Raw genomic sequence first — 25,079 nt, 5'->3', positions numbered from 1 at the left:
CTCTCCAGACTAGCTACCCGTGGTGAATTTCCAGCTGGTCGATGAGACGGGGTTGCCGGCCAGGTCGCGCACGCCCGCGGCACCGCCGGTGACCGTGACCGTGAAACTGGTCCTGGCCGCGAGCGTGGAGTTGGGGCGCAAAATCGTCGAGGTGCACAGCCCCGCTTCAACCTCAGTTTGCGCGCCGACCGCCACAGAAATCGGATTCAGCCCACGGAACGGGTCCGAGCATGACCGGGTATGGACTCAGCTCTCGGCCGTCAGCGATTGCCCGCGCGCGCCCACAATCGACGAATCTTTAGTGGTCCAAAGCTGACTCTGGCATGCCGCGCTGGTGCGGCCGGTCGGCGCGGGCGACACCCTCATCGCCGCATGCGCTCTCATCAATGATGCGACTGTTGTGCACTACGACAGCGACTTCGAGTCCGTCTCGAAGGTAATAACCCAGTTTCGACACGAGTGGATCGTGCCACGCAGCACCCCTTGAGGCTTCCCGCTCGTCTGAGCCAATAAATTGTTTCGATAAGGTCACAGGTAGTGAACCACAAATTGGGGGAATGATGGAATTTGCAGAATTAATTGGGGCATTGGCTCTCAAGGTGCGCAACCAGCGCGAAGCAATTCAGACTGAAGAAGCAACCAAGAACGCGTTTATCATGCCGTTCATCTCGACCATTTTGGGCTACGACGTTTTTAATCCATTGGAAGTTGTCCCCGAATTTACCGCTGATGTCGGCGTGAAAAAGGGCGAGAAAGTTGACTATGCGATTATGCGCGACGGTGAGGTCCAGATCCTCATCGAATGCAAGAAATCCACGGAAGCATTGAAGATAGAACACGCCTCGCAACTCTTCCGTTACTTCGCGGTCACCAATGCGCGTATCGCCGTTCTCACGAATGGCGAGATTTACCAGTTCTACACGGACCTGGATGCACCCAACCGCATGGACGAGAAGCCGTTTCTGGTTCTCGATTTGATGGACATCGATGAAACACTGATTCCGGAACTGCGGAAGCTCACCAAGGAAGTCTTTGACCTCGACTCGATCATCAACTCGGCTGAAGAGCTCAAGTACATTGGTCAAATCAAGCGCACTATCGCAGCTCAGTTCACGCAGCCCGAAGACGACTGGATTCGATTCTTCACGACGCGAGTCTATGAGGGTGCGTTTACGCAGAAAGTCCGTGAGCAGTTTACTTCCCTGGTCGCAAAGTCTACGAAGCAGTTCCTGAATGACCAGGTCAATGACCGCTTGAAGACGGCGTTAGGCGGGTCGAACTTCTCAGGAGCTTCAGCAACAGAGGGCGGTGTCATCAACAGCCACGACATTGTTGAAGTTGATCTCGCCCGTGACACGGAGATTGAGACGACCCTTGAGGAGTTGGAAGGGTATCAAATCGTTAAGGCGATCGCCTGCAGCGAGGTGAAGCCTCAGCGAGTGATGCACAGGGATTCCAAGTCGTATTTCGCTGTTCTTCTCGATGACAACAATCGCAAGCCGGTCGCTCGACTTCACTTCAACGGAAAGAAGCAGAAGTATCTTGGAGTCTTCGACGCTGAGAAGGTCGAGACTCGCCACCCGATTGAAACTCTCGATGAGATCTACCTATTTGCGAATGACATCCGCGAAACGATTAAGAGTTATCAGGACTAGATAGTCAAGTCAATCTCCGCATTTTAGGGTTGGACGCATGATGTTTCACCGGTACTGGCCCATTGCGTTGCTGGCGCCCGTACTCGGATTTCTTCTGGGTACCGCCGTGCTCGGCGTGATGACCATGGGCGGTAACCCCCAGGCGCGAGCTGGTCAGACGATCGAAGGCGTCGTACGGTCAGTTCTGGGCTTCGGTTCCGTCGGTCTGGCGGTCAGCATCGCGGCGCTGATCGGCGGCGTCGTTCTGGTCGCCTGCGTCGACCGGCAGCTCGAGAAAACGTCGGGCGCGCGCAGTGCATGGGCCGCTTTGGGGGCGGCCAGCGGCGTGCTGGTCCTCGGAATCGTGTTCGCCACCGTGGAGGGAGTCATCGGAGAGGGCTGGGCATACCTGATCATCACTTTCACCCTGGTGCTGGCCGCTGCGGCGGGCATCGTGGCAGCGTTTCTGGTGTACCGGATGGAGCGGCGAAGCGAGCGCATCGCGCCGACGCGAGTGGAGCATCCGCTGCCCAGTGCGTGGGTGGAGTTCTAGAACGTAGGGTGGGCACATGATTATTCGGCGTTACTGGCGCATCGCGGTGTTCGCACCGTTCGTGGGGTTTCTTCTCGCGGCGGTCGTGGCGATCGTCATGACCAATGCCGGCACCGGGGAAACCGAATTTCGGTTCTGGTTTGTCGTGCGTTCCATGGCGAACTACGGCGTGATCGGCGCGGTCATCGCGGCGGTGGCGCTGCTGGGCGGCCTGGCCACCGTGGCCCTGGTCGATCGGCACCTCACGAAATCGCGGCGGGTGCGCACCTCGGTAGCCGCAGTCGGCGCGACCCTGGGCGTGGTGCTGTTCTCAGTGGTGGTGGCCGGAGTGCTCTCCCTGGTGGACGACGGAGCCTACGCCGGAATCACCATTGCCTTCGGTCTGGTCTTCGGTGTGGCTGCCAGCGTTGTGGCGGCCGTCATGGTGTTCTATGCGGAATGGCGCACCCTTTAGGCGGCAGCAAACCGCTTCTGGGAGCGCGCTTTGGCCTTCTCCGCCTCGATTTCACGGTTCTTCGGTGGCGCGGAGATCACCAGATCTTCGAGCAGATGACGGGAAATGTGCGCGATCTCGTGCACCGCGCGGTCGAACGCCTCGGCGTTCGCCTTCGACGGATGCGCCCCGCCGCTGATCTTGCGCACGTATTGCAGCGCGGCCGCGTGCACCTCGTCGTCGGTCGCGGCAGGCTCAAAATTACTCAGGACATGAATGTTTCGGCACATGCCCTCAGGGTAATCACGCTTCCGTCAGCGTTCAAGACCCGGGCGTGTTCGTGCCTCGGCGGCGTACCGAGTTTCTGGTGACGCAGGCCCTCGCGCTCTGCCCGCGCGACGCGCTCGTCGTCGATCTCTGCTGCGGATCCGGCGCCGTGGCTCTCCCCCAGCGGATGCCTGCTCGTTGAAACCGGGCAGCGTCAAGCACCGCGGACCGCCGAGATCTTCACCCGCTTCGGCCTGCTCCCGCGCATCATTCGGAGCGAGGAGCTGGACTCGACCATCGTGATCGGCCTTGCCGTCTAGTGAAATCAGTGTTTTACTGAGTGCACTTGAAGGGACGAGCGCGATGGAGAAGGCCGACAGTACAACCCGCACGGCGGAGCGCGCCCTGACACTGCTGAGCGTGGTCTGCGAGGGCGGTTCGGTCACCCTCGGCGACGCGGCCAAGGCCGCCGACCTGTCGCCGAGCACTGCGTTGCGGTTGCTGCGAACTCTCGAATCGACATCGTTTGTGCGGCGGGACGATGCCGGACTCTATCGGCCCGGCACGGCCATCGTTCGGCTCGGTGTACTCGCGCTCAGTCAGGAATCGCTCGTCGCCGTGTGCCGAGAACCGATGAACCGCATAGTTGGAGAGACCGCTGAATCCGTGTATCTGAGTGTTGCGGCCGCCGCCGGTCAGGGGCTCTACATTGCCATCGTCGAAGGCACCCACTCGGTGCGACACGCGAACTGGGTCGGCCGTCGCTTTCCCCTGGAGTCGAGCGCTTCGGGCCGCGTGCTCGCCGGTGCGACCGGCGACAGCGGATACTGCGTCGTCAGCGACGGCGTCGAACAGGACGTCACCGCCATAGCCGTACCCATCCGGGTGGGTGAGCGCGTCGTCGGAGCCCTGAGCGTGGTCGTTCCCAGCTACCGAGTCACCCCGTCCAGCATCGAGCACATGGCGCGGGTTCTGCTCACTGAAAGCAGCGCGCTGTACCGCGCCGAAGCATCCGTCTAATTCTGTAATCAAAGGAGATTCACATGACGACCACCCACACCGCACGCCCCGTTCGCGCTGCCCGCGGAACCGAACTGACCGCGAAGAGCTGGCAGACCGAGGGCCCGCTGCGCATGCTCATGAACAACCTCGACCCCGAGGTTGCCGAGCGCCCCGACGACCTCGTCGTCTACGGCGGAACCGGCAAAGCCGCCCGCAACTGGGAGTGCTACGACGCGATCGTGCGTACCCTCAAAACCCTCGAGAAAGACGAAACCCTGCTCGTGCAGTCCGGCAAACCGGTCGGCGTGTTTCGCACCCACGAATGGGCGCCGCGGGTGCTGATCGCCAATTCCAACCTCGTCGGCGACTGGGCCACCTGGCCGGAGTTTCGCCGACTCGAGCACCTGGGGCTCACCATGTATGGGCAGATGACCGCCGGATCGTGGATCTACATCGGCACCCAGGGCATTCTGCAGGGCACCTATGAAACGTTCGGCGCAGTGGCAACCAAGAAGTTCAACGGCACCCTGGCGGGCACGCTGACCCTCACCGGCGGGGCCGGCGGCATGGGCGGCGCGCAGCCGCTCGCCGTCACCATGAACGACGGCGTTGTGCTCATTGTCGACGTCGACCCGGCGCGGTTGCAGCGCCGCGTCGATCACGGTTACCTCGACGAAATGACCGACGACATCGACGACGCCATCGCCCGGGTACTCGCGGCCAAGGCGGAACTCCGCGCTCTGTCGGTGGGTCTGGTCGGCAATGCCGCAACCGTGTTCGCCGAGTTGCTCGACCGCAAGGTGCCCATCGACATCGTGACCGACCAGACCAGCGCCCACGACCCGCTCTCCTACCTGCCCGAAGGCGTGATGGTTGAAGAATGGCACGCCTACGCGGCCGAAAACCCCGAAGAGTTCACCGTGCGCGCCCGAGCTGCGATGGCCAAGCAGGTGCAGGCGATGGTCGAATTTCAGGATGCCGGCGCCGAAGTCTTCGACTACGGCAACTCCATTCGGGCCGAGGCGAAGCTCGGCGGTTACGAGCGGGCTTTCGAATTTCCGGGGTTCGTGCCGGCCTACATCCGCCCGCTGTTCGCCGAGGGCAAGGGCCCGTTCCGCTGGGTGGCGCTCTCCGGCGACCCCGCCGACATCGCGGCCACCGACAAGGCCATCCTCGAACTTTTTCCCGACGACGCCGGGTTGCACCGCTGGATCACCAAGGCCGAAGAGAAGGTGCAGTTCGAAGGCCTGCCGGCCCGCATCTGCTGGCTCGGCTACAAGGAACGACACCTCGCCGGGCTGAAATTCAACGAGATGGTCGCCTCCGGCGAGCTCAGCGCGCCGATCGTGATCGGTCGCGACCACCTCGACTCCGGCTCGGTCGCATCGCCCTACCGCGAGACCGAGGGAATGAAGGACGGGTCGGACGCGATCGCTGACTGGCCGCTGCTGAACGCACTGCTCAACACAGCGTCCGGCGCAACCTGGGTGTCGATTCACCACGGCGGCGGCGTGGGAATCGGCCGCAGCATCCATGCCGGGCAGGTCATCGTCGCCGACGGCACCGCGCTGGCCGCCGAGAAGATCGAGCGCGTGCTCACCAACGACCCCGGCACCGGCGTGATGCGTCACGTGGATGCGGGTTACGAACGGGCCGAAGAAGTGGCCCGCGACCGCGGCCTGCGCGTGCCCATGTGGGAAGAGTGAGCATGCTGGCGGGCCTCGCCGAAATCGCGGAGGTCGGCCGCGATTCCCGCCGCAGCGGCTACTCTCGCCACCTCTGGCAGGCGGCCGACCTCGAGCTGCGCTCCTGGTTTGTGGAGCGCGCCGAGCGCCTCGGCCTCGATGTCGAAACCGACCGCAACGGTAACCTCTGGGCGTGGTGGGGCCAGCCCGGAACGGATGCCGTCGTCACCGGCAGCCACCTCGACTCGGTTCCCGGCGGCGGCGCCTACGACGGTCCGCTCGGCGTGGTCTCCTCACTGGAGGCCATCGCCCGGCTGCAGGCGAGCGGATTCGTGCCGTCGAGGCCGTGCGCCATTTTGATGTTCGCCGAAGAAGAAGGTTCCCGCTTCGGCGTTGCCTGCCTCGGCTCCAGGCTGTTGGCCGGCGCGATCGACGCCGACCAGGCCCGAGCGCTCACCGACCGTGACGGCGTCACGCTCGCGGAGGCCGCCCGAACTGCCGGTGTCGACCCGGCGCACCTCGGCGTCGACCGCGATGCGCTCGCCCGCATCGGGTTGTTCATCGAACTGCACGTTGAGCAGGGCCGCGGCTTGATCGATCTCGGCCAGCCCGTGGCCGTGGCGTCGTCGATTCTCGCTCACGGACGCTGGCGACTCACCGTCACCGGCCAGGGGAACCACGCCGGTGCTACCACCATGGCCGAGCGCCGCGACCCGATGGTCGCCACCGCCGCAGCCATCGTCGGCGTGCAGACCGCAGCCCTGGGTCGCCCGGGCACCCGCGCGACGATCGGCCGCATCGAAGCGATCCCGGGCGGCACCAACGTCATCGCCAGCCGCGTCGACGCCTGGCTCGACGCTCGCGCCGAAACCGACCAGGAAACCCGCCTGCTCGTGGCCGACATTGCCGCCAGCGCCCAGCAGGCCGCCGCGCAGAATGGATGCTCCGCCACCCTCACCGAGGAATCCTGGGCTGGAGCGGTGCAGTTTCACCCCGGGCTGCGCGAGCAGTTTGCGCAGGCCCTCGGCCACGTGCCGCAACTCTCGACCGGGGCCGGCCACGACGCCGGCGTGCTCGCCGCCCGGGTGCCGAGCGCGATGCTGTTCGTGCGCAACCCCACCGGCATCTCGCACGCGCCGGAGGAATTCGCCGAGGTCGCGGACTGTGTCGCCGGCGTCGACGCCTTGGAACTGCTGCTGCGAGAACTACTGTGAACGCATTCTGGTGCGAGTACCTGCTGATCGACGGCCGGGCAGCCGCGGGAGTGCGGCTGGAAGCTGGCGCAGACGGACGCATCGCGCGGGTTCAGACGGGGGCTGCGGAGGAGGCGGCGGACATCCGTTTGGGAACGGTCATGCCGGGGTTTGGCAATGCACACTCGCATGCTTTTCACCGGGCACTGCGCGGCCAGACCCACGGCGAAGGCGGCGATTTCTGGCTCTGGCGCGAGCGGATGTACCGGGTCGCCGCCCAGCTCGACCCCGTCAAGTATCAGGCGCTGGCCACGGCGGTGTTCGCCGAGATGCTCGTCAGCGGCTACACGGCGGTCGGCGAGTTTCACTATGTGCATCATCACTTCGATGGAACGCCGTATGACACCGAGCACGCCATGGAACTGGCGCTTGCGGCGGCGGCGCGGGCCGTCGGCATCCGTTTGGTGCTGCTCGACACCGTCTACCTGCAGGGCGGCATTGGGCAGGAGCTCGCACTCCAGCAGCAAGCGTTTGGCGATGGCAGTGCCGCCGGCTGGCTGACCCGCTGGCAGTCGCTGAACGAAGTGCTGGCCGGAGACGATCTGGTCACACTCGGGGCGGCCCTGCACTCGGTGCGCGCGGTCACGCCCGACGCGATGCGCGAGGTACTCGCCGGGCTGCCCGGCGAGATTCCCCTGCACATTCACCTCTCCGAGCAGCCGCAGGAGAACGCGGATTGCCTGGCCGCGTACAAAATGACCCCGGCCGGCCTGCTCGCTTCGCTCGGGGCACTCGCGCCGCGCCTGAGCGTGGTGCACGCGACCCATCTCAGCGACGACGACCGTGCACTTCTCGGCGATGCCGGGGTGAGCGTCGTCATGTGCCCCACCACCGAAGCTGACCTCGGCGACGGCATCGGGCCGGCGCTCGCGCTGGCCGCAGCGGGTGCCCCGATCGCGCTCGGCTCCGATCAGAACGCGGTCATCGACCCGTTGCTGGAGATGCGCGGCCTCGAAATGGGCGAACGGCTCGCCTCCCACCAGCGCGGACGGTTCACCCCGTCCGAGTTGCTGAACGCGGCGTCGACCGCCGGCTACGCCGCCCTCGGGGTCGGCCGCCACCGGCTGCAGGTCGGCGACCCGTGCGATCTCGTCGAGATCAGCACGACCGGCGTGCGCACGGTCGGGTCGTTGCCGGAGCAACTGCCGCTGACCGCGACGGCCTCCGACGTGCTGCGCGTGTTCGTCGGCGGGCGCCTGGTCGCCGAGTGCGGTCAGCTGGTAGACGGCACTCGACCGGCAACACTCATGGCCGATGCGCTCACTAGGCTCGGCAGATGACAGAGTTGATCACGGGTATCGGCGAGCTGACCACGCACGATGACTCCGGCGAGCGCCGGCACGACGCGGCTCTGGTGATCGGTGACGGCCACATTCTCTGGATCGGCCCGGCCGCCCAGGCACCCGCCGCCGATCGTCAAACGGATGTCGGCGGCCGCGCCGTTCTGCCCGGCTGGGTCGACACGCACACCCACCTCGTGTTCGGCGGGGACCGCTCGGCCGAGTTCGAAGCACGCATGGCGGGCCAGGCCTACGCCGCCGGCGGCATCAACACGACCGTCGCGGCGACGCGTGCTGCGAGCGAGGTCGAGCTCGTGGCCACGGCGCGCGGCCTGCGCCGCGAGGCGGAAGCCCAGGGCACCACCTTTCTCGAAACGAAGACCGGCTACGGGCTCGACGTTGAAAGTGAGGCGCGTTCGGCGCGGGGCGCCGCCCAGGTGGCCGATGTCGTGACCTTTCTCGGTGCCCACATCGTGCCCCCCGGCATGGATCGTCGGGATTACCTCGACCTCGTGACCGGGCCGATGCTCTCGGCGGTGCTTCCCTACGTGCAGTTCATTGATGCGTTCTGTGAGCAGGGCGCATTCGACGTCGAAGAGACCCGCGAGGTGCTGCTGGCCGGCCGGGCCGCCGGCCTGGGATTGCGGGTGCACGGCAACCAGCTGGGATTCAGCGGTGGTGTGCGGCTCGCCGCCGAGCTGGGCGCTCACAGTGTTGACCACTGCAACTACCTGGAGCCGGCCGATATCGACGCGCTGGCCGCATCGACCACGGTCGCCACGCTGCTTCCGGCCTGCGATCTGTCGACCCGGCAGCCGTTCCCGCCGGCCCGCCGGCTGCTCGACGCCGGCGTGAGCATCGCCCTCGCGACCAACTGCAATCCGGGCACCTCGTACACGACGTCGATGCCGTTCTGTGTGGCGACCGCCGTGCTGCAGATGGGTCTGACCGTCGGTGAGGCTGTTTGGGCGGCAACCCGCGGGGCAGCCCGGTCGCTCGGCCGCGACCAGGGAGCGGATGCCGTCGGCTCCCTGTTTGTCGGCGGCCGCGCCGACCTGCAGGTTCTGAATGCTCCGTCGATTTCCCACCTGGCCTACCGCCCCGGAGTGCCGTTGACCGCTTCGGTCTGGCGCCGAGGGGTGCGCGTTGACTCCGACGTGAGATGCGAGAGGCAGGGAGCGCAAACTACGCTGGGGGGATGACCTCTGGCCCGATCACACCTCCCCTCGCCGCACCCGTCGCCGCACAGAAGCCGCACCGCCGCGAACACCACAATGACGTCTATATCGACGACTACGAGTGGCTGCGCGACAAGGACAGCCCCGAGGTCATCGCCCACCTCGAGGCCGAGAACAGCTACACAGAGGCCCGAACCGCCAATCAGGAGCCACTCCGGCAGCAGATCTTCAACGAGATCAAGAACCGCACCCAGGAAACCGACCTCAGCGTTCCGGTGCGCCGCGGCGACTTCTGGTACTACACCCGCACCGTCGAGGGTCAGGAATATGGCATCCACTGTCGGGCACCGATCAGCGGCCCGGATGACTGGGCCGCGCCGATTCTCGGTGACGCCCACCAGGGTGTGCCCGGCGAGCAGATTCTGCTCGACGACAACGTTGAAGCCGAAGGCCACGAGTTCTTCTCGCTCGGCAGCTTCGACCTGAGCAATGACGGCACCCAGCTGCTCTATGCCGTCGACGTGGAGGGCGACGAACGCTATACAATCCGCGTGCGCACCATCGCGACCGGCGAAAACCTCACGGACACGATCGAAAACACCAGCGCCGGTGCTCTGTTCGACCCGAGCGGACGCTACCTGTTCTACACAACCGTCGACGATGCCTGGCGCCCCGACACCGTGTGGCGGCATGAAATCGGCACCGCCCGAGACACTGATGCCAGCATCTTTCACGAACCCGACGAACGATTCTGGGTGGGCGTCGGCATCACCCGCAGCCGCAAGTTCCTCATGATCGAGGCCGGGTCAAGCGTCACCACCGAGTCCTGGGTGCTCGACGCGAGCGACCCGACCGGCGAGTTCACCGTGGTCTGGCCACGGCAAGACAACACGGAATACGACGTCGAGCACGCCGTCATCGCTGAAGAAGACCGCCTGCTGATCGTGCACAACGGCGGCAATGCAGTGAACTTCGAGCTGGTCAGCGTAGCAGCCGAAGACCCGCAGGGCGTTAAGCGGATGCTGCTGCCCCACGACCCCGAGATCCGCCTCGAAAGCGTCGACGCCTTCGCCGACTTTCTCGTCGTGGAATATCGCCGGGACGGCCTCACCCGGCTCGCCATCGACCGCCACGACGCGAGCGGACTGACCGAGCTTGACTTCGACGAACCCCTGTTCGCCGTCGGTTCGGCCGGCAACCCGGAGTGGACCCAGCCCACCCTGCGGTTCGGTTTCACCAGTTTCGTCACCCCCTCAACGGTGTACGACCTCGTCGTTGCGACGGGCGAGCGGCGCCTGCTCAAACAGCAGCCCGTGCTCGGCGGCTACGACGCCACACTCTACGAACAACGCCGGGAGTGGGCCACCGCCGCCGACGGCACCCGCGTGCCCATCTCACTGGTCTACCGCCCCGACCTCGTCACGCCCGGCACACCGGCTCCGACCCTGCTTTACGGCTACGGCTCCTACGAGCACAGCATCGACCCCGGATTCGGCATCGCCCGGCTCAGCCTGCTCGACCGCGGCATGATCTTCGCCATCGCGCACGTGCGCGGCGGCGGCGAGCTCGGCCGCACCTGGTATGAAAACGGCAAGACGACGACCAAGCGCAATACCTTCACCGACTTCGTCAGCTGCGCCCGGCACCTCATCGACGCGGGCTTCACCACCCCCGGCCAGCTGGTCGCGGAGGGCGGAAGCGCCGGCGGACTGCTCATGGGCGCCGTCGCAAACCTCGCACCCGAGCTGTTCTCCGGCATTCTCGCCGAGGTTCCGTTCGTCGACGCCCTCACCTCGATTCTCGACCCGTCCCTCCCGCTCACCGTGATCGAGTGGGACGAATGGGGCGATCCCCTGCACGACGCCAAGGTGTACGCCTACATGAAGTCCTACTCCCCCGTCGAGAATGTGCGGCCCGTCGCCTACCCGGCAATTCTGGCCGTGACCAGCCTGAACGATACCCGGGTGCTCTACGTCGAGCCGGCCAAGTGGGTGGCCAAGCTGCGCGAAGTGGGAGCGGATGCCCTGCTCAAGACCGAAATGTCGGCCGGCCACGGCGGCGTTTCCGGTCGGTACAGCGCCTGGCACGAACGTGCGTTCAACTACGCCTGGGTGCTCGACGCTGCCGGCCTGAACCGAGAGTGACCGCGCGGGAAATGTCAGATTCTGACGACACCCCGGCCTGGAAGCGACTGGTGCTGCCGCCGGAGCAGTCGGCATCCACTGTGCCGCGTATCGGTAATTTCGGTCAGCCTCGGCCGGTCGCCACCGGCCCAAAAGTACCGATGGGACTGCAGTTCGAGCTGCGCGAGCAGACGCCGCGCACCAACGACCGCTGGCGCGGCCCGACAGCCAAAACCGTGAAAACGCTCACGCCCAGCCACGGTGAGTACCGGCTCGGCGTGCGACCGGTCATTCACAACGCCCAGGGCAACTGGGTGCGCAGCAACGTAACCTGGAGTCACCTCACCTTTCAGCTGAACCGGTTCAACCTCGACCCCGAGCACCACCGCTGGATCTCGCAGTTCGCCGCCCTGTACAAGGCCGTACGCGAGGTCTACTCCAGCCAGGAAACCGACTGGATCTACCTTGACAATTTCACCAGCCCGCTGCTGTGGCCGCTGCTGGCCGAGGCCGAACAGCTTGGCATCGGCCTGGTCGGCAACAAGAAAGACGTTGTCGTGCGGGTCGCCTCGCTCGCCGAGATCAGCCTCGACGCCTCCCAACCGGATGCCGCCGGCCCGCTCACCCTGCAAGCCCGGCTGCAGATCGACGGCGCCCCGCATCCGCTCGAGGCCGCCGGAGTCATCGCCGGCCACGGCGTTTACAGTGTGCGGTTCGGCGCCGCCACCGTGTTCACCCTCGCGCCGACGGCCGGCCCGCTGAGCGACGAGCAGCGTCACCTGGTCGGGCAGGTCGGCGCGGCGATCGTTCCCGCGGCCGACACGGCCGAGTTTCTCGGAACGGTCTACCCGGCCTTGCAACGCCGGGTCGCGGTCACCAGCACGGATGCCTCCGTGCAGTTTCCCGAGGTGCTGCCCGACAACTTTGAGCGCACCGAAACGCCCCACCTCGTGATCACGACCGTGGAGACCGACCAGCGCGACTGGTTCGACCTCGGCGTGATCGTCACGGTCGGGGCGATCACGGTGCCGTTCGGCCCGCTGTTCAAGGCCCTCGCGAAGGGGCAGACCCGCCTGAAGCTGGTCGACAACAGCTATCTCTCCCTGCAACAGCCGGAGTTCGAGCAGCTGCACGACCTCATCAACGAGGCCCGAGCCCTGCAGGAATGGGAGACCGGCCTGCGCATCAGCCGCTACCAGGCCAGCCTGTGGAGCGATTTCGAGGACCTCGCCGACGAGACCGTGCCGGCCGTGTCCTGGCGGGCGGCCGCCGCCGGCCTGAAAGACCTCAGCGGCGTCGACGCGGTTGAATTGCCCGCTGAAGTGCATGCCACCCTGCGCCCGTACCAGCAGGAGGGGTTCGCCTGGCTCGCCTTCCTCTGGAAACACCAGCTCGGCGGGGTGCTCGCCGACGACATGGGCCTCGGCAAGACGCTGCAGACCCTGGCGCTGCTGGTGCACGCGAGCAACGAGCGGCCGGGGCCGTTTCTGGTCGTGGCACCGACATCCGTTGTGGCGAACTGGCGCAGCGAGGCGACCCGCTTCGCCCCGGGCCTCACGGTTCGCACGCTCACCGCGACCGAGGCGAAAAGTCGCACCCTGATAGCGGATGCCGCCGCAGGCATCGACGTGCTCGTCACCTCTTACGCGCTGTTCCGTCTCGACTTCGACGCGTATCAGGCGGTGTCCTGGGCCGGCCTCATTCTCGATGAGGCGCAGTTCGTGAAGAACCGCACCAGCCGAGCGTATGCCTGCGCGAAGGAGCTGGACACACCGTTCAAACTGGCCATCACCGGCACCCCGATCGAGAACAACCTGATGGACCTGTGGTCCCTGTTCAGCATCGTCGCTCCCGGCCTGTTCGCGTCGTCGCGTAAATTCACCGAGGACTACGTGCGGCCGGTGACCCGTGGGCCAGTGACGATTGGATCTGGCCCGGAGCGGCTCACGAAGCTGCGCCGGCGCATCCGCCCGCTGATTTTGCGCCGCACCAAGGAGGTCGTCGCCCGCGACCTGCCGCCGAAGCAGGAACAGGAACTGCAGATCGCGCTGAACCCGGCGCACCAGAAGCTCTACGACACCTTCCTGCAGCGCGAACGGCAGAAACTCTACGGGCTGATCGAAGAGCTCGACAAGAACCGGTTCATCATTTTTCGTTCGCTTACCCTGCTGCGGCTGCTCAGTCTCGACGCCTCGCTCGTCGATAAGAAGTACGCCGGCGTGCGCTCGAGCAAGCTCGACGCCCTGTTCGAGCAGCTCGACGATGTTATCGCCGAGGGGCACCAGGCCCTCATCTTCAGCCAGTTCACCTCTTTTCTGAAGCTCGCGGCCGCCCGGCTCGACGCGCAGGGCGTTCCGTATTGCTATCTCGACGGGTCGACGCTGCGGCGCAGCGAGGTGATCGACCGGTTCAAGAGCGGGGCCGCGCCGGTGTTTCTGATCAGCCTCAAGGCCGGCGGCTTCGGTCTCAACCTCACCGAAGCCGACTATGTCTTTCTGCTTGACCCGTGGTGGAACCCGCAGACCGAGACGCAGGCCATCGACCGCACCCACCGCATCGGCCAGACCCGAAACGTGATGGTCTACCGACTCGTCGCCACCGGCACCATCGAGGAGAAGGTGGTGGCGCTGCAGAAGCAGAAGTTCCAACTGTTCAGTTCGGTGCTCGACGACGATGCCATGTTCAGCACCGCGCTCACCGCCGACGACATTCGCGGCCTGCTCGAACCGTGACCAGGGTTAGACGTCGCTTGAGGCTGCCCAGAGGTTGATGCCGTTATCGACGGCATGCACGTCGATCGCGGTGAGTTCCTCGGCGCTGAACTCAAGGTTCTGCAGCGCCCCGACGTTGGTTTCGAGCTGGGCAACCGACGAGGCGCCGATCAGAGCGCTGGTCACCTCGGAATTGCGCAGAATCCAAGCCAGTGCCATCTGTGCGAGCGACTGGCCGCGTTCGGACGCGATCTCGGTCAGCGCCCGAATGTGAGTCAGCGCCTCCGCGCTCACCATCGACTTGTTCGCCGATCCGTCCCTGGCCACCCGGGAGTCGGCCGGGATACCACCAAGGTAGCGGTCGGTGAGCAGTCCCTGGGCCAGCGGCGAGAACGCAATGCAGCCGGCTCCGATGTCTTCGAGGGTGTCGAGCAGGTCGCCCTCGACCCACCGGTTGAACATGGAATACGAAGGCTGGTGAATGAGCAGCGGCGTGCCGAGGTCAGCCAGAATCGCCGCGGCCTCGCGGGTGCGCTCCGGCGAGTACGAGGAGATTCCGGCGTACAGGGCACGGCCGCTCGTGACGGCCGTGTGCAGGGCGCCCATGGTCTCTTCGAGCGGAGTGTCGGGGTCGGCTCGATGGGAGTAGAAGATGTCGACGTAGTCCACCCCCATGCGGGAGAGCGACTGATCGAGGCTCGACAGCAGGTATTTGCGGCTGCCGAAGTTGCCGTACGGGCCCGGCCACATGTCGTAGCCAGCCTTGGTGGAAAGCACGACCTCGTCGCGGTGCGCCGCGAAGTCTTCACGGAACAGCTGACCGAAGTTGGTTTCGGCCGAGCCGTAGGGAGGCCCGTAGTTGTTGGCGAGGTCGAAGTGGGTGATGCCGAGATCGAAGGCTCGGCGCAGAATGGCTCGTTGCGTTGCGAGCGGCTTATCATCACCGAAGTTCTGCCACAGGCCCAGCGAAATGGCGGGAAGTTTGAGGCCGCTCCGCCCCGCCCGGCGGTACGGCATGGATTCGTAGCGGGATTCATTCGGGAGATAGGTCATCAGAACATGATCCCATTTTTCTGGTCAGTGTGGATACGATCACGCAGGTATCCGGCGAAACCGGCCGGGGCCCGACCGATTCGTCGCCCAGAGGTCAATACGGGAATCAGCGCCGTGCGGGCCTCGACCACCCCGAGATTGCGCAGCGCTGCCACGAGCAGCACGTCTTCATCCCGATCAACGGGCGCAAATTCCCCGGCAGCAAGATAGCGGTCGGCACGTACACCCAGATTGGCGCCGTGAACGTGCGGATGCCCCTCGCCGATCGTGTGCAGCTCCTCCCAGCGCAGCAGTTCGTGGGCGGCCAGATCGTCATCGGGCTGCACGGTTCCGAGCACAAGCTCGGCCCCGTTACGCGCCAGGGCGAGTTGGGTGACCAGCCAGTTCGGCGGCACGGCCGAGTCTGCATCGGTCGTCGCGATCCAAATCTGCGAAGCGGATGCCGCTCCGTCCGTTTGCAAACACCCAAGCTGCCCCAGCGCGTGCCGAATACCGTCGCGGCGGGCTACACCGACCGCCCCAGCCGCGATCTCGTAACGTCGAAAAGCTCTCCAGTGGGCGGCGACGCGCGCGGACAGGTCCGTGCACTGGTCCAGCACCAGAACCACGAACACTCGCGGTCGCTCCGGCTCCGGCACGACACTCAGCGTGTCGATTGCCGCGGACAGCGCGCTCGAGCAGCGCGGCAGCAGCACCTCTTCGTTGCGCACGGGAACGACGATGACCACGTCTGTGATCGGCAGGGGTTCGGTCACGGCACCAGCCCGTCGCGCTGGGCCACCGACAGGGCCGGCCGCTGCTCGTAGACTTCCAGTACGAAGTCACGTTCCAGATGGTGCACGGTGCGCTGTAGCCCCACCACGTGGGTGAGCTGGGCGTGAACCGCGTCGCCGGTGAGCGGGTAATCCGCGACCGGATGCCGCCAGTGGCAGGCCACGAGTACCCCGCCGACGGCGAGACTGGCGCGGCATCGTTCGAGCAGGCGGCGCAGGTCGCCGGCCGAGCAGTAATACCCCACCTCCGACAGCACGATCAGCCCGAACTCCCCCTCCGGCCAGTCCCCCGGCAGAGTTCTGCGCTCAAAGCTCACTCCCGGGCGGCCCGCGAGCCTTTGCCTGGCAATGACGAGAGGCTGCTCGACCAGATCGACTCCCAGCACGGTGTCACAGCGGTCGGCCAGTTCGGCGGTGAGCACACCGGTGGAGCAGCCCAATTCCAAGGCGGTACCGAACCGTTGCCGGGGCAGTGCCGCGATGAGGGTCGCTCGCTTGCGTTTCTCATACCACCGGGTCTCAAAACCCCACGGGTCGGGGCCGGAGGAGTAGACGGTGTCGAAATACCCAGCGGTGACGGTGCGGTCGGGGTTGGCGCGGGCATCCGCTGGAGAGTTAGGCCGCGAACCCACCTCAATCAGCGTTTCAAAGTCGCGCGCGAAGTGCGCCCGAAAACCGGGCGGCACGATGGCTTCATCGCCGGGGGAATCCGACAGGGGACCCACCTGGCTGCGATGCAACGCGAGGGCTCGAGCCTTGGCCTTGCGTTCGGCCGGCTTCAGTTGAAATAACCGAACGGTGTCCAAAGGCCAGACTGCATCGTCAGGGGTCGACCAGTGCCAGGCCCAGATCGGGTATTCGAACAGGCGCGCCCGTCGTGCACGCACGGCGCGTTCCGCGGCCGCACTGGCTGCAGCATGATCCGGATGCCCGTCGGCGCGCCACGGCGCCACCACCCAGGTCGAGTCGCCAGCGTCGCCGATTGCCTCGGCGATTGCTCCCTCGGCGATGGCCACGTGCTCGGCGAGTTTGCCGTCGGGAAGTTCCAGCAGGTGAACCTGAGCGTTCGGGGCGAGGTGTGCGAGGGCATCCGTCACCTCAATGCGGCGGATCTGCGCGAGTCTGGCCGGGTCGTGGGTCTGCGACTTCGGGTGCGACGCCTCGCCGTTGCTGAGTACGATCACGACGATCGGCAGCCCGAGCCCGGCGACGTGGGCGATGAGGCCGCCGACACCGAGACTCTCGTCGTCGGGATGCGCTGACACGACAACCAGGCGTTTGAGGGTGTCGAGGCCGAGTGGGGTGAACCGATCGGGCCAGTGGGCTGCTTCCCAGGTCTTCTCGGGTGTTCCGCTGGCGGAATGATTGAACGTCACCATGGCGCACTCCCTGTCGCCACGAGCATGTGGCCCAACGCCGCATCGTCGCGTTCGGCGTGGTGCTGGCGCACATACAGCTGCAGGTCGGCGACCCGCTGGGCATGCCGGGCGTCGAGCGCCAGGGGTGCCGGCCCCAGTGCATGCCCGATGTGGAATATGACGTCATCGACCGTGCGCGCGACGATTCCGCGCACGCGTGCGGCCAGGATCGAACCGGCCTCTCCATCGGCGGCCCCGGCGTCGATGGCTGCGGCCGCCGCCGCAAGCGAAGTGTGCGCCGCCGTCACCGCCAGATCGACGGCCCCGAGGTGGGCGAGGGCGATCTGGTCGGGAATGCGGCTGTGGACGGAATGATACAGTGTGCGCGCCAGTCCCACCGCACCGCCACACCACGCTGCTGCCACACCGATACCACCCCAGGCGAAGCCCGGTCGGCTCAGGTACCATCCGTCGTCGCCGACCGGATCGGCAGCCACGTGCGAGAAATCGACCGGACCGCTCGTCACCTGGGCGAGCCCACGGGCCACCCAGACGTCGTCGTGCGCGGTCAGCCCGGGTTGACGCAGATCGACGGCGAACAGCCGTCGGCCGGTTGTGCCGTCCGGACGAGCAACGTGCGCGGTCACGAGGGCGTGGCTGAGCAGTCTGGCGAGGGAACACCACGGCTTGGTCCCGTCGAGCCGCCAGCCGCCATCCGCCGGCATGGCCGTGAGCGTCGTCCCTGGCCCCTCCGCCGCGAAGACACCCCAGGTTTGGTCGGGCCGGGCCGGGTAGCCCGCCTGGTGGAGTATCGCCAGCGCGTCGAGATGCGCCTCGACCACCCGTGCCGCCGTGAGGTCAGCGGCCCCGAGCGTCGACAGGGTGTCGAAGAGCTGCCGGGTGCGCCCTTCCCCCGGCCGGGGAACGGATGCGAGGGAGCTCGCGAGCGTCAGCGCCCGCCGCGCGTCACCGTTGACCGCGCTGGCGGCGGCGGCCAATTCATCGCCAACACGGAACAGTTCAGCCGGCCGCGGGTTCGCTTCAAGCCGCATATGTTAGGAGGAGCGGTGGGCGGACTTCACCGCAGACCGCTTGCGCGGTTTGCGGTTCTCAGCGCTGACCATCCAGGAGTACTGCTCGAGCTTCTCGATAAATGCGTGCAGGATGTCGGCGCTGGTGGGGTCTTCCTCGTCGACCTCATCGTGCACCTTGCGCATATTGTCAACGACGGCATCGAGGCGTTCGGTGATGAGCGTCACCGTCTCGGCTGTGTCGACTTCTCCGTCGGGAAACTTGGGCAGGTGGGTGGTTTTGGTGACCGTCTCGCTGCGGCCATCGGGCATAGCGTCGAGGGCGCGCATCCGCTCGGCTACTTCGTCGGAGAATTCGCGAGCATCGACGATGATTTCATCGAGCTGCAGGTGCAGGTCGCGAAAGTTCTTGCCGACGACGCTCCAGTGCGCCTGCTTGCCCTGAACGTGCAGCTCGATCATGTCGACCAAGACGGACTGCAGGTTGTTGCTGAGAGATTCGGAGGCGTGCATGGTGTCCTTTCAATCGGGGAGATTTGCCTCCAGACCATATCACCGCCGCGGAATTTGGGCCACAATGCCACCACCCGACCGAGGGCCGCAGACCCGACGTGCGGCCCCCGGCAATGGCCAGATGGATGCTCGCGCCAGGCTCAGTCGGCGGTGGTCGTGCGCGCCGGCCGCGGTTTGCTGTACTTCTTGTGTGCGGTCTGCGGGGCGGTACCGAGGATGCGCGCGATAGCGGCCCAGGTGCCGCCGCCGTCGTGCATGGCGGTCACCGCCGCTGTAACTCGCAGGTTGACCTCGGCCCGGTCGCGCACCGCGCGTTCCAGTTCTCGCTCGAGCGCGCGGTAGGGGCGCGCTATATACGGTGCCGGTTCGTCTGCGCGTTCGACCGTTGGATTGGTTCCAACCGGCGGCGCAGGTGCGGTCACGGTGCGGGACTCGTCGGGCTGGCCCGGGGCAACACTGGTCATCGGCAACCTTTCCACTGATGCAATGTAGGCCCGGCAAGTTGCCGCGTCAACCGCTTGACACAAACATTTTGACGCCTGCGCTCTCGGTGTTGTACACATCTCTTCGAACGTGCGTGCGCTGTGGCAGAATCGGTGGCATGACAAGTGACGGACCCGCTGGCACGGTTGTTTCCGTCAGCCGTGATGACGAGCACCGCTTCAGTAAGCCGGTGGTGAGCAGCATCCGTTTGCTGGCCGGATTCGGCGTCGAGGGTGACTCGCACGCTGGCGCCACGGCGCAACACCTCTATCTGAAGAAGCGCAACCCGTCGGCTCCGAACCTCTGCCAGGTGCACTTCATCGCGGCCGAACTCTTCGGCGCTCTCACGCCTACCGGCCACATCGTGGCTCCGGGCGAACTCGGCGAGAACGTGACGACCACCGGAATCGATCTGATGCAGCTGCCGCTCGGAACCCTGCTGCACCTCGGTGCCGAGGCTTCGGTGTCGATCACCGGCATGCGCAGTCCGTGTTCGCAGATCAACGGGTACCAAAAAGGCCTGATGAAGCAGCTGATCAGAACGGATGCCGCCGGTATCGTTGAGCGGCGCGGCGGCATCATGGGCGTCGTGGTCACCGGCGGTGTCGTGCAGCCGGGCGACGGCATTCGGGTGGAGCTGCCCGCTGGCGAACACCTGCCCCTCGGCGTGGTCTAGCCTCGAACGTTTGCGCGCCGGCCCGCCACCGGGCCCACCTTACGTCCGTGGGCCCAGTTTATAAACTGGGCCCGTGGACGGGGCCCGGGCCCCGTCCGGAAAAAATGGCCCGATCTTGCTATTGGGCGTCAGCGGAGGTGTGAAACCACGGCGGGTAGACCGCTACCTTGGGCTTGAACGCGCTGGCCTTCAGGATGCCGCGCACGGTCTCGCGCACGTTGTCGTTGCAGACGCCGATGAGCGTGATCAGTTCCATCGGCACGGCGTCGGGAACGAGCAGCTCGGCTCCGAGGATCATCGCGCCGTCGGCCTCGGCACGCAGGGTCTGCAGCATGCGCTCGGCGGTGGCCGGCGTGGCGCCGAACCGGGTGAGCGCTCCGGCGGCGTCACCGTTCGTGACGGCGACCACGCTGGGAACGAGGGGGGCCCGCTCGTCGGTGGCGTCAGCATCCGTGGCCGTGCCGGTAAACGCAGCGAGACCGTCGTTGATCTTCTTGACCGTGCTGACGAGCATGACGAAGTCGAAGGCCTCGGAACCGTGGGCGTCGAGCGCCAGCAGCGGGTCAGCGGTCTCGGCGCGCACGCTCTCCCACACGGTCGCGTTCGGCGATAGGAAGAACGGCACGTACTCGGCAACGCTGCGACCATCGCCGGCGACCAGTGCCGACCGGCGCAGCTCGCGCGTGGCCGGGGCGGAGATGTCCACAACCGGACGTGTCGTCAGGGCGGCGTTGGCCAGCAGGCGCCCGTCCTTCAGGATCGCGGCGAGGTTGCTGATGTGGGTGAGGTGATACACGCGCTGCTCGTCGACGTTGTCGGTCGACACTTTCTCGGCCCGCACCGGTCGCGGGGCTCCGGCGACGCGAACCGGGCGAGCCGCGCGGGTGGCGGGCATGGACGCGGTCGGCAGCGGGTCGCGCAGCGAGGACAGCTTCGGCGCGCGGGTCTTCTTCACCGGGGTGAGGGGTTCAGTGACCACTTTGGGATAGCACAGGGCGCACAATTGGCCCTCGAGTCCGTGGATGCATTCGTCGTCCAAGAGGGAAGAACCTTTCGTTTCGCGTATTCGCGCCACTCGGAAAAGCCGAACGCGCATACCGCCTATCAACGTTACGTTCATTTGGGTGGTGACGGTGACCGTTCTTAGCTATTCGGCGACACGAGACGAAAAATCAGTCCGCCAGCCGCGACCTCGATGCGCAGGTGGTCAAGCCCGGGAACAATGAGATCGGCGTCAAGCTCGGCGGCAGCATAGGTTCCGGCGACGCCGATCGTGGTGCAGCCGGCGGCTCGGCCGGCCTGCAATCCGGCGGGCGCATCCTCGATCACCAGGCAGCGTCGCGGGTCGACTCCGAGCCGCGCGGCTCCCTCGAGAAACGGCTCCGGAAAGGGTTTGCCACGGGGGGTGTCATCGATGGTCACGATCACCTTCGGCGCCGCCAAAGCGGATGCCCCCAGCCGCGCGACCGCCAGTGGCCGCGCGCAGGACGTGACAATGGCCCGTCGACTCTCCGGCAGGCTGTTCATGAGCGCGGCGGCGCCGGGCAGCACGGTGATGTCGTTGGTGTCGGCGGTTTCGAGCTCGAGAATACGCGCGATCGCTTCGTCGACACGTTCAGCCGGCACGAGTTCCTCGATGATGTCGCGGGCCGGGCGTCCGTGGGACGTCTCGTCCTTGGCCACTCCCCATTCTTCGGCCCACAGTGCCCACGAGCGGTTGACCGCGGGCGTGGAATCGATGAGGGTGCCGTCCATGTCGAAGAGCACGGCATCGAAGGTGCGCCCCTGCAAAACGTTCTCGGTACCGGGGTCGGGCATCCGCTGTCCTTTCGTCGTGGCGGCTGAGTGCCGTTCCTCAACGGTAGGCCACGCATCAATGGCCACGCCATTCGGCGGGGGTACGGGCAGGTATCGTGGATAGCAAATAATCAAGCTGGGAGACCGTACCGTGGGGACGACCGTTCTGGTGATTGCGGCTGTTCTGATCGGCTCGAGCATGCAGCGCATCACCGGCATGGGGTTCGCCCTCGTCGCAGCCCCGTTTCTGGTGCTGCTGCTTGGGCCGGTCGATGGCGTCATCGTAGTCAACGTGTGCGGAGCGCTCACCGCGAGCATCATTTTGCTGCGCGTGTTTTGGCAGGTGGACTGGCGGCGCTACGGCATTCTGGCGATCTGCGCTGTCATCGGCATCGTGCCGGGCTCCTACGTGCTGCAGTTCGTGCCGGCGGCCTGGCTCGAAATTTCGATCGGCGTAGTCGTGATCGCCGGCCTGACCATCTCGGTCAATCTGGGCCGCGTCGTTCTGCCCGACCGAACCGGTTTTCGCGTGATAGCCGGGATGGCCAGCGGGTTTATGAACACCACTGCCGGGGTCGGCGGCCCGGCAGTGAGCATTTACGCGATCGCCACTGGATGGCCGCAACGGTCATTCGCCGCGACCATGCAGCCGTACTTTCTCACGATCGGGCTGGCGTCCCTGGCCTCAAAGTTCGCCCTGGGATCGGCCGATCTGCCGCACCTGCCCGTGCTGGTCTGGGTGTTGATCGCGTGCGCCTGCATTGTCGGGCTTATCGTGGGCGACCGGCTGAGCACGGTGATCGAGCCGCACGTGGCCCGACGCCTGCTCGTTATCGTGGCCTATCTCGGGTCGTGCGCGACCATCGTGCGCGGAGCGCTCGAGCTGCTCGCCTGAACTCAGATCGTGAAGTCGACGCCCTCGACCGACACCGATTCGGAGGCGGCCGGATACGCGAGGTGATGCGCGGCATCCGTCTGCATCATTTGCTCGTCGGGATAGGTGGCCGTCACCAGAATGGGCATGTGGTCCGAGGTACCCTGCGGGAGGGTCTCGACGTTGGCGATGGTAAGCCCCATTGACGTGGCCAGATCGAAATGCCCGCGAAAGAACTTGTAGCGGGTGTAGGTGCGCGTGTCGCTGAGCGTGAGGTCGTAGCCGGATTGGTTCACCTTGTTGCCGAGTTTGCCCTGGAAGATCGGGTAGTTGTAGTCGCCGACCATGAGGGTCGGCAGGCCGGGGCCGAGGATGCCCAGTTCTTCGTGCGCGGTGCGGATCTGGTTGCGGCGCAGGGAGTTGAGCGCGGTGAGAGGAGCCGCGTGAAAGGAGGCGACGACGAGTTCACGCTGCGCCACATTGTCGATGAGGCGGGTGGCGATCAGGCGCTCGTGCGCGGGCGCGGCGACGCGGTCGTGCAGCGACTTCTTGAGCGCAAAGGTCTGCGTCTTGATCGCCGTGAAGCGGTCCCGGTTGTAGTAGATGGCCAGGCCGAGCCGGTTGCGGTGGGTCGAATCCGCCAGGTGCAGATGCCCGACCTCGGCCGGCAGCTCGATGGTGTTGCATTCCTGCAGGCAGAGAATGTTGGGACTGTAACGCTCGGCCAGGGCGACGAGTTCGCTGCTGGCACGATTCTTGCGGAGGTTGTAACTAATGACCCTCATGGCACCCGTCTCAGACTTGATGGCTATGCCTCAAGCCTACGACTCTCTCCGTGGTCGAAATTGAACATCCGGGGTCTGTTGGCACATGCGCAGGTGGCATCCAGCCTGCGGTCGACCCCCGTCAGGGGCTAGCCGGCGCCGACGATGAACATGGTCGCGATGAAGACCAGACCTGCCGCCAGAAAGGTGATCGTCGTGTAGCCGAGAATGTCGCGCATCTTCAGCCCGGCGATCGCCAGCAACGGCAGCGCCCAGAACGGCTGGATCATGTTGGTCCACTGGTCACCGTAGGAGACGGCCATGATAGCCACCGACGGGTCGACGCCGAGGCGCTCGGCCGCGTCAAGCATGATCGGGCCCTGTACCGCGAACTGGCCGCCGCCGGAGGGTACGAAGAAGTTGACCAGCCCGGCCGCGAGCAGCGCCATGACGCCGAAGGTTGCCGGGGTCGACACGTTCACGAAGAAGTCGGAGAAGACGCCGATCAGTCCCGAGCCGACCATCATGCCGAGGATGCCCGCGTAGAGCGGAAACTGCAGCAGAATGTCGCCGACGTTCGACGCGGCGTCCTTGGTGAGCCGGATGAGTTCGAACGGGTTGCGCACGAGCAGAAAGATGAGCGCGAGGAACGACCAGTTCACGATGTCGAGGGTGAGTGTTCCCCCTTCGACGAAGTGGATGACGAGGTACGCCACCAGAGCGAGACCCACGATCAGGGTCAGGATGCGACTGGCATCCAGTCGGTCAGCGGGCGTCACGACACTTTCCTGCGCGACCTGCTTCTCGCGTGCATCAACCTCGAGCACGAAGACCGGAACACCCCGGCGCGGGGCGACCAGCGCCAGGGCGAGGCCCACAACCACGATCGTCGCGATAGCCGCCGTGATATTCCACGCGGAGAATGTGGTGTCGGCCAGCGAGATCGTGCGGCCGAGCTGCTCGGCCAGAAAGGAGCCCTCGGTGGCCGCGGTGAGCGGGCCCGAACCGGAATAGCCCATATGCCAGATGACAAAGCCCGAGTATCCCGCGGCGACCAGCAGGGGAAAGTGCACCGGTACACCCTTGGCCCGCAATTGAAAGGCCACCTCCTTGGCCAGCAACCCGCCGACCACGAGGCCGAGGCCCCAGGTGATAAGGCAGGCCACCGCGGCGACGGTGAACACGAAGATGTAGGCCTGCAGAGCCGTTCGCGGCACACCACCGAGCCGCACCAGCAACCGGTGCACCGGAGTCGTGTTGGCCAGAATGTGCCCGAGCAGCAGCACGAGCGCCATCTGCGTCATGAAGGCGAGCAGCCCGGCCAGGCCGTCACCCCAGCTGCGCACGACGTCGATCGGGCCGGAATCGGTGAGGATCAGGGCGAGAACGGCCACGATCACGGTCAGTGCGATCACGAACACGAGGGCGCTCGGAATGAACCGTTCGACGAGCGAGTTGATCGGGCGCATGAACGCGGCGGCCGGGCCGGTGGCGCGTTTTTCAGTGGTAGTTGACACGAAGGTCCCCCTGAGTTGCTACAGCATTGTGGCTCAGGGCATCTGCACTGACCATATAAACGTAGCAGTCAGGTCGTCTACTCCCCGGTCGGGGCTACCCCGACGCACGAAACGTAGACTT

25 protein-coding genes and 1 pseudogene are annotated in these 25,079 nt (G+C 65.7%); 14 read left to right on the top strand and 12 right to left on the bottom strand.

Features of this window, described 5'->3' with window-relative positions; genetic code table 11:
- Positions 1-9: 9 nt before the first annotated feature.
- Entirely contained in the window at positions 10-195 is a 186-nt protein-coding gene (locus E3T35_RS15305; RefSeq protein WP_241987805.1) for an Ig-like domain-containing protein, read from the bottom strand.
- Positions 196-334: 139 nt separating this feature from the next.
- Here E3T35_RS15305 and E3T35_RS20295 point away from each other — a divergent pair, with 139 nt between their 5' ends.
- The 4 genes from E3T35_RS20295 (at position 335) to E3T35_RS15290 (ending at position 2,641) form a co-directional block, all read left to right on the top strand.
- A complete protein-coding gene (locus E3T35_RS20295) occupies positions 335-487 on the top strand; it encodes a hypothetical protein (protein ID WP_370449345.1) in 153 nt (50 codons plus the stop codon).
- 73 nt (positions 488-560) lie between these two features.
- Positions 561-1,655, top strand: a complete 1,095-nt coding sequence (locus tag E3T35_RS15300; RefSeq protein WP_134346044.1) for a type I restriction endonuclease — start codon at positions 561-563, stop codon at positions 1,653-1,655.
- A gap of 37 nt (positions 1,656-1,692) precedes the next feature.
- On the top strand, positions 1,693-2,187 hold the full coding sequence (locus E3T35_RS15295; RefSeq protein WP_134379958.1) for a hypothetical protein: 495 nt from the start codon (positions 1,693-1,695) through the stop codon (positions 2,185-2,187).
- A gap of 16 nt (positions 2,188-2,203) precedes the next feature.
- Positions 2,204-2,641: a hypothetical protein gene (locus tag E3T35_RS15290; RefSeq protein WP_134345907.1), complete on the top strand. Its 438-nt coding sequence runs from the start codon at positions 2,204-2,206 to the stop codon at positions 2,639-2,641.
- Here the strand turns inward: E3T35_RS15290 and E3T35_RS15285 are convergent.
- Positions 2,638-2,910 (bottom strand): DUF2277 domain-containing protein, encoded by a 273-nt coding sequence (locus tag E3T35_RS15285; RefSeq protein ID WP_104088676.1) that lies wholly within the window; start codon positions 2,908-2,910, stop codon positions 2,638-2,640. The two genes, E3T35_RS15290 and E3T35_RS15285, sit on opposite strands and share 4 nt — an antisense overlap.
- Before the next feature lie 38 nt (positions 2,911-2,948).
- Between E3T35_RS15285 and E3T35_RS20290 the strand changes: the two are divergent.
- The 8 genes and pseudogenes from E3T35_RS20290 to E3T35_RS15245 form a co-directional block, all read left to right on the top strand.
- Positions 2,949-3,059 (top strand): annotated as a pseudogene (locus E3T35_RS20290) (putative protein N(5)-glutamine methyltransferase); the annotation flags it as partial.
- Positions 3,060-3,250: 191 nt separating this feature from the next.
- A complete protein-coding gene (locus E3T35_RS15275; protein ID WP_092340836.1) occupies positions 3,251-3,907 on the top strand; it encodes an IclR family transcriptional regulator in 657 nt (218 codons plus the stop codon).
- Positions 3,908-3,930: 23 nt separating this feature from the next.
- Entirely contained in the window at positions 3,931-5,595 is a 1,665-nt protein-coding gene (gene hutU, locus E3T35_RS15270) for a urocanate hydratase (protein ID WP_134379956.1), read from the top strand.
- Positions 5,596-5,597: 2 nt separating this feature from the next.
- On the top strand, positions 5,598-6,788 hold the full coding sequence (locus E3T35_RS15265; RefSeq protein WP_134346042.1) for an allantoate amidohydrolase: 1,191 nt from the start codon (positions 5,598-5,600) through the stop codon (positions 6,786-6,788).
- Entirely contained in the window at positions 6,785-8,107 is a 1,323-nt protein-coding gene (locus tag E3T35_RS15260; protein WP_134379954.1) for a formimidoylglutamate deiminase, read from the top strand. The genes E3T35_RS15265 and E3T35_RS15260 overlap by 4 nt, the downstream gene beginning before the upstream one ends.
- Positions 8,104-9,309, top strand: a complete 1,206-nt coding sequence (gene hutI, locus E3T35_RS15255; protein WP_134379952.1) for an imidazolonepropionase — start codon at positions 8,104-8,106, stop codon at positions 9,307-9,309. The genes E3T35_RS15260 and hutI overlap by 4 nt, the downstream gene beginning before the upstream one ends.
- Positions 9,306-11,429, top strand: coding sequence for a S9 family peptidase (locus E3T35_RS15250; protein ID WP_134379950.1), 2,124 nt, complete (start codon positions 9,306-9,308; stop codon positions 11,427-11,429). The genes hutI and E3T35_RS15250 overlap by 4 nt, the downstream gene beginning before the upstream one ends.
- An 11-nt stretch (positions 11,430-11,440) precedes the next feature.
- Complete coding sequence (locus tag E3T35_RS15245) at positions 11,441-14,140, top strand: DEAD/DEAH box helicase (RefSeq protein ID WP_134379948.1); 2,700 nt, start codon at positions 11,441-11,443, stop codon at positions 14,138-14,140.
- Between the two features lie 6 nt (positions 14,141-14,146).
- On the opposite strand, the gene mgrA is transcribed toward E3T35_RS15245, so the two are convergent.
- The 6 genes from mgrA to E3T35_RS15215 all read right to left on the bottom strand — a co-directional run bounded on the left by mgrA (position 14,147) and on the right by E3T35_RS15215 (position 19,311).
- Positions 14,147-15,172 (bottom strand): L-glyceraldehyde 3-phosphate reductase, encoded by a 1,026-nt coding sequence (gene mgrA / locus E3T35_RS15240; RefSeq protein ID WP_134379946.1) that lies wholly within the window; start codon positions 15,170-15,172, stop codon positions 14,147-14,149.
- Positions 15,172-15,927 (bottom strand): glycosyltransferase, encoded by a 756-nt coding sequence (locus tag E3T35_RS15235; protein ID WP_241988882.1) that lies wholly within the window; start codon positions 15,925-15,927, stop codon positions 15,172-15,174. The genes mgrA and E3T35_RS15235 overlap by 1 nt, the downstream gene beginning before the upstream one ends.
- Positions 15,924-17,324 carry a bifunctional PIG-L family deacetylase/class I SAM-dependent methyltransferase gene (locus E3T35_RS15230; RefSeq protein ID WP_134379944.1) on the bottom strand — a complete coding sequence of 467 codons (1,401 nt, stop codon included), beginning with the start codon at positions 17,322-17,324 and terminating at the stop codon, positions 15,924-15,926. The genes E3T35_RS15235 and E3T35_RS15230 overlap by 4 nt, the downstream gene beginning before the upstream one ends.
- Entirely contained in the window at positions 17,318-18,355 is a 1,038-nt protein-coding gene (locus tag E3T35_RS15225) for an acyl-CoA dehydrogenase (RefSeq protein ID WP_134379942.1), read from the bottom strand. The genes E3T35_RS15230 and E3T35_RS15225 overlap by 7 nt, the downstream gene beginning before the upstream one ends.
- A gap of 3 nt (positions 18,356-18,358) precedes the next feature.
- Positions 18,359-18,847 carry a Dps family protein gene (locus E3T35_RS15220; protein WP_092340827.1) on the bottom strand — a complete coding sequence of 163 codons (489 nt, stop codon included), beginning with the start codon at positions 18,845-18,847 and terminating at the stop codon, positions 18,359-18,361.
- A gap of 140 nt (positions 18,848-18,987) precedes the next feature.
- Positions 18,988-19,311, bottom strand: coding sequence for a hypothetical protein (locus tag E3T35_RS15215; RefSeq protein ID WP_092340826.1), 324 nt, complete (start codon positions 19,309-19,311; stop codon positions 18,988-18,990).
- Positions 19,312-19,448: 137 nt separating this feature from the next.
- Here E3T35_RS15215 and E3T35_RS15210 point away from each other — a divergent pair, with 137 nt between their 5' ends.
- On the top strand, positions 19,449-20,006 hold the full coding sequence (locus tag E3T35_RS15210) for an MOSC domain-containing protein (protein ID WP_134379940.1): 558 nt from the start codon (positions 19,449-19,451) through the stop codon (positions 20,004-20,006).
- A 118-nt stretch (positions 20,007-20,124) separates the two neighbouring features.
- On the opposite strand, the gene E3T35_RS15205 is transcribed toward E3T35_RS15210, so the two are convergent.
- Together E3T35_RS15205 and E3T35_RS15200 are read right to left on the bottom strand one after the other, a co-directional pair.
- On the bottom strand, positions 20,125-20,985 hold the full coding sequence (locus E3T35_RS15205; RefSeq protein WP_166789988.1) for a DarT ssDNA thymidine ADP-ribosyltransferase family protein: 861 nt from the start codon (positions 20,983-20,985) through the stop codon (positions 20,125-20,127).
- Positions 20,986-21,149: 164 nt separating this feature from the next.
- Positions 21,150-21,824 (bottom strand): HAD-IA family hydrolase, encoded by a 675-nt coding sequence (locus tag E3T35_RS15200; protein WP_134379936.1) that lies wholly within the window; start codon positions 21,822-21,824, stop codon positions 21,150-21,152.
- 130 nt (positions 21,825-21,954) lie between these two features.
- Between E3T35_RS15200 and E3T35_RS15195 the strand changes: the two genes are divergently transcribed.
- Positions 21,955-22,698, top strand: coding sequence for a sulfite exporter TauE/SafE family protein (locus E3T35_RS15195; protein WP_134379934.1), 744 nt, complete (start codon positions 21,955-21,957; stop codon positions 22,696-22,698).
- A 2-nt stretch (positions 22,699-22,700) separates the two neighbouring features.
- On the opposite strand, the gene E3T35_RS15190 is transcribed toward E3T35_RS15195, so the two are convergent.
- Together E3T35_RS15190 and E3T35_RS15185 are read right to left on the bottom strand one after the other, a co-directional pair.
- The gene (locus E3T35_RS15190) at positions 22,701-23,462 is read right to left on the bottom strand and encodes an endonuclease/exonuclease/phosphatase family protein (protein WP_134379932.1); all 762 of its coding nucleotides are present in this window, start codon (positions 23,460-23,462) and stop codon (positions 22,701-22,703) included.
- A 128-nt stretch (positions 23,463-23,590) separates the two neighbouring features.
- A complete protein-coding gene (locus E3T35_RS15185) occupies positions 23,591-24,910 on the bottom strand; it encodes a short-chain fatty acid transporter (RefSeq protein ID WP_134346038.1) in 1,320 nt (439 codons plus the stop codon).
- Positions 24,911-25,079: the final 169 nt, after the last annotated feature.

It is taken from the genome of Cryobacterium sp. TMT1-2-2, from assembly GCF_004403505.1.
Taxonomy (GTDB): domain Bacteria; phylum Actinomycetota; class Actinomycetes; order Actinomycetales; family Microbacteriaceae; genus Cryobacterium; species Cryobacterium flavum.
The sequence above is the reverse complement of the archived record's forward strand: the minus strand, read 5'-3'. Positions and strand labels throughout refer to the sequence as shown.

Bases quoted from the DNA above. Each gene is read 5' to 3' on its own strand.
- E3T35_RS15300 (WP_134346044.1), top strand. From the start codon at position 561: ATGGAATTTGCAGAATTAATTGGGGCATTGGCTCTCAAGGTGCGCAAC.
- E3T35_RS15295 (WP_134379958.1), top strand. From the start codon at position 1,693: ATGATGTTTCACCGGTACTGGCCCATTGCGTTGCTGGCGCCCGTACTC.
- E3T35_RS15290 (WP_134345907.1), top strand. From the start codon at position 2,204: ATGATTATTCGGCGTTACTGGCGCATCGCGGTGTTCGCACCGTTCGTG.
- E3T35_RS15285 (WP_104088676.1), bottom strand. From the start codon at position 2,910: ATGTGCCGAAACATTCATGTCCTGAGTAATTTTGAGCCTGCCGCGACC.
- E3T35_RS15275 (WP_092340836.1), top strand. From the start codon at position 3,251: ATGGAGAAGGCCGACAGTACAACCCGCACGGCGGAGCGCGCCCTGACA.
- hutU (WP_134379956.1), top strand. From the start codon at position 3,931: ATGACGACCACCCACACCGCACGCCCCGTTCGCGCTGCCCGCGGAACC.
- E3T35_RS15265 (WP_134346042.1), top strand. From the start codon at position 5,598: ATGCTGGCGGGCCTCGCCGAAATCGCGGAGGTCGGCCGCGATTCCCGC.
- hutI (WP_134379952.1), top strand. From the start codon at position 8,104: ATGACAGAGTTGATCACGGGTATCGGCGAGCTGACCACGCACGATGAC.
- E3T35_RS15250 (WP_134379950.1), top strand. From the start codon at position 9,306: ATGACCTCTGGCCCGATCACACCTCCCCTCGCCGCACCCGTCGCCGCA.
- E3T35_RS15245 (WP_134379948.1), top strand. From the start codon at position 11,441: ATGTCAGATTCTGACGACACCCCGGCCTGGAAGCGACTGGTGCTGCCG.
- mgrA (WP_134379946.1), bottom strand. From the start codon at position 15,172: ATGACCTATCTCCCGAATGAATCCCGCTACGAATCCATGCCGTACCGC.
- E3T35_RS15230 (WP_134379944.1), bottom strand. From the start codon at position 17,324: ATGGTGACGTTCAATCATTCCGCCAGCGGAACACCCGAGAAGACCTGG.
- E3T35_RS15225 (WP_134379942.1), bottom strand. From the start codon at position 18,355: ATGCGGCTTGAAGCGAACCCGCGGCCGGCTGAACTGTTCCGTGTTGGC.
- E3T35_RS15220 (WP_092340827.1), bottom strand. From the start codon at position 18,847: ATGCACGCCTCCGAATCTCTCAGCAACAACCTGCAGTCCGTCTTGGTC.
- E3T35_RS15215 (WP_092340826.1), bottom strand. From the start codon at position 19,311: ATGACCAGTGTTGCCCCGGGCCAGCCCGACGAGTCCCGCACCGTGACC.
- E3T35_RS15210 (WP_134379940.1), top strand. From the start codon at position 19,449: ATGACAAGTGACGGACCCGCTGGCACGGTTGTTTCCGTCAGCCGTGAT.
- E3T35_RS15200 (WP_134379936.1), bottom strand. From the start codon at position 21,824: ATGCCCGACCCCGGTACCGAGAACGTTTTGCAGGGGCGCACCTTCGAT.
- E3T35_RS15190 (WP_134379932.1), bottom strand. From the start codon at position 23,462: ATGAGGGTCATTAGTTACAACCTCCGCAAGAATCGTGCCAGCAGCGAA.
- E3T35_RS15185 (WP_134346038.1), bottom strand. From the start codon at position 24,910: ATGCGCCCGATCAACTCGCTCGTCGAACGGTTCATTCCGAGCGCCCTC.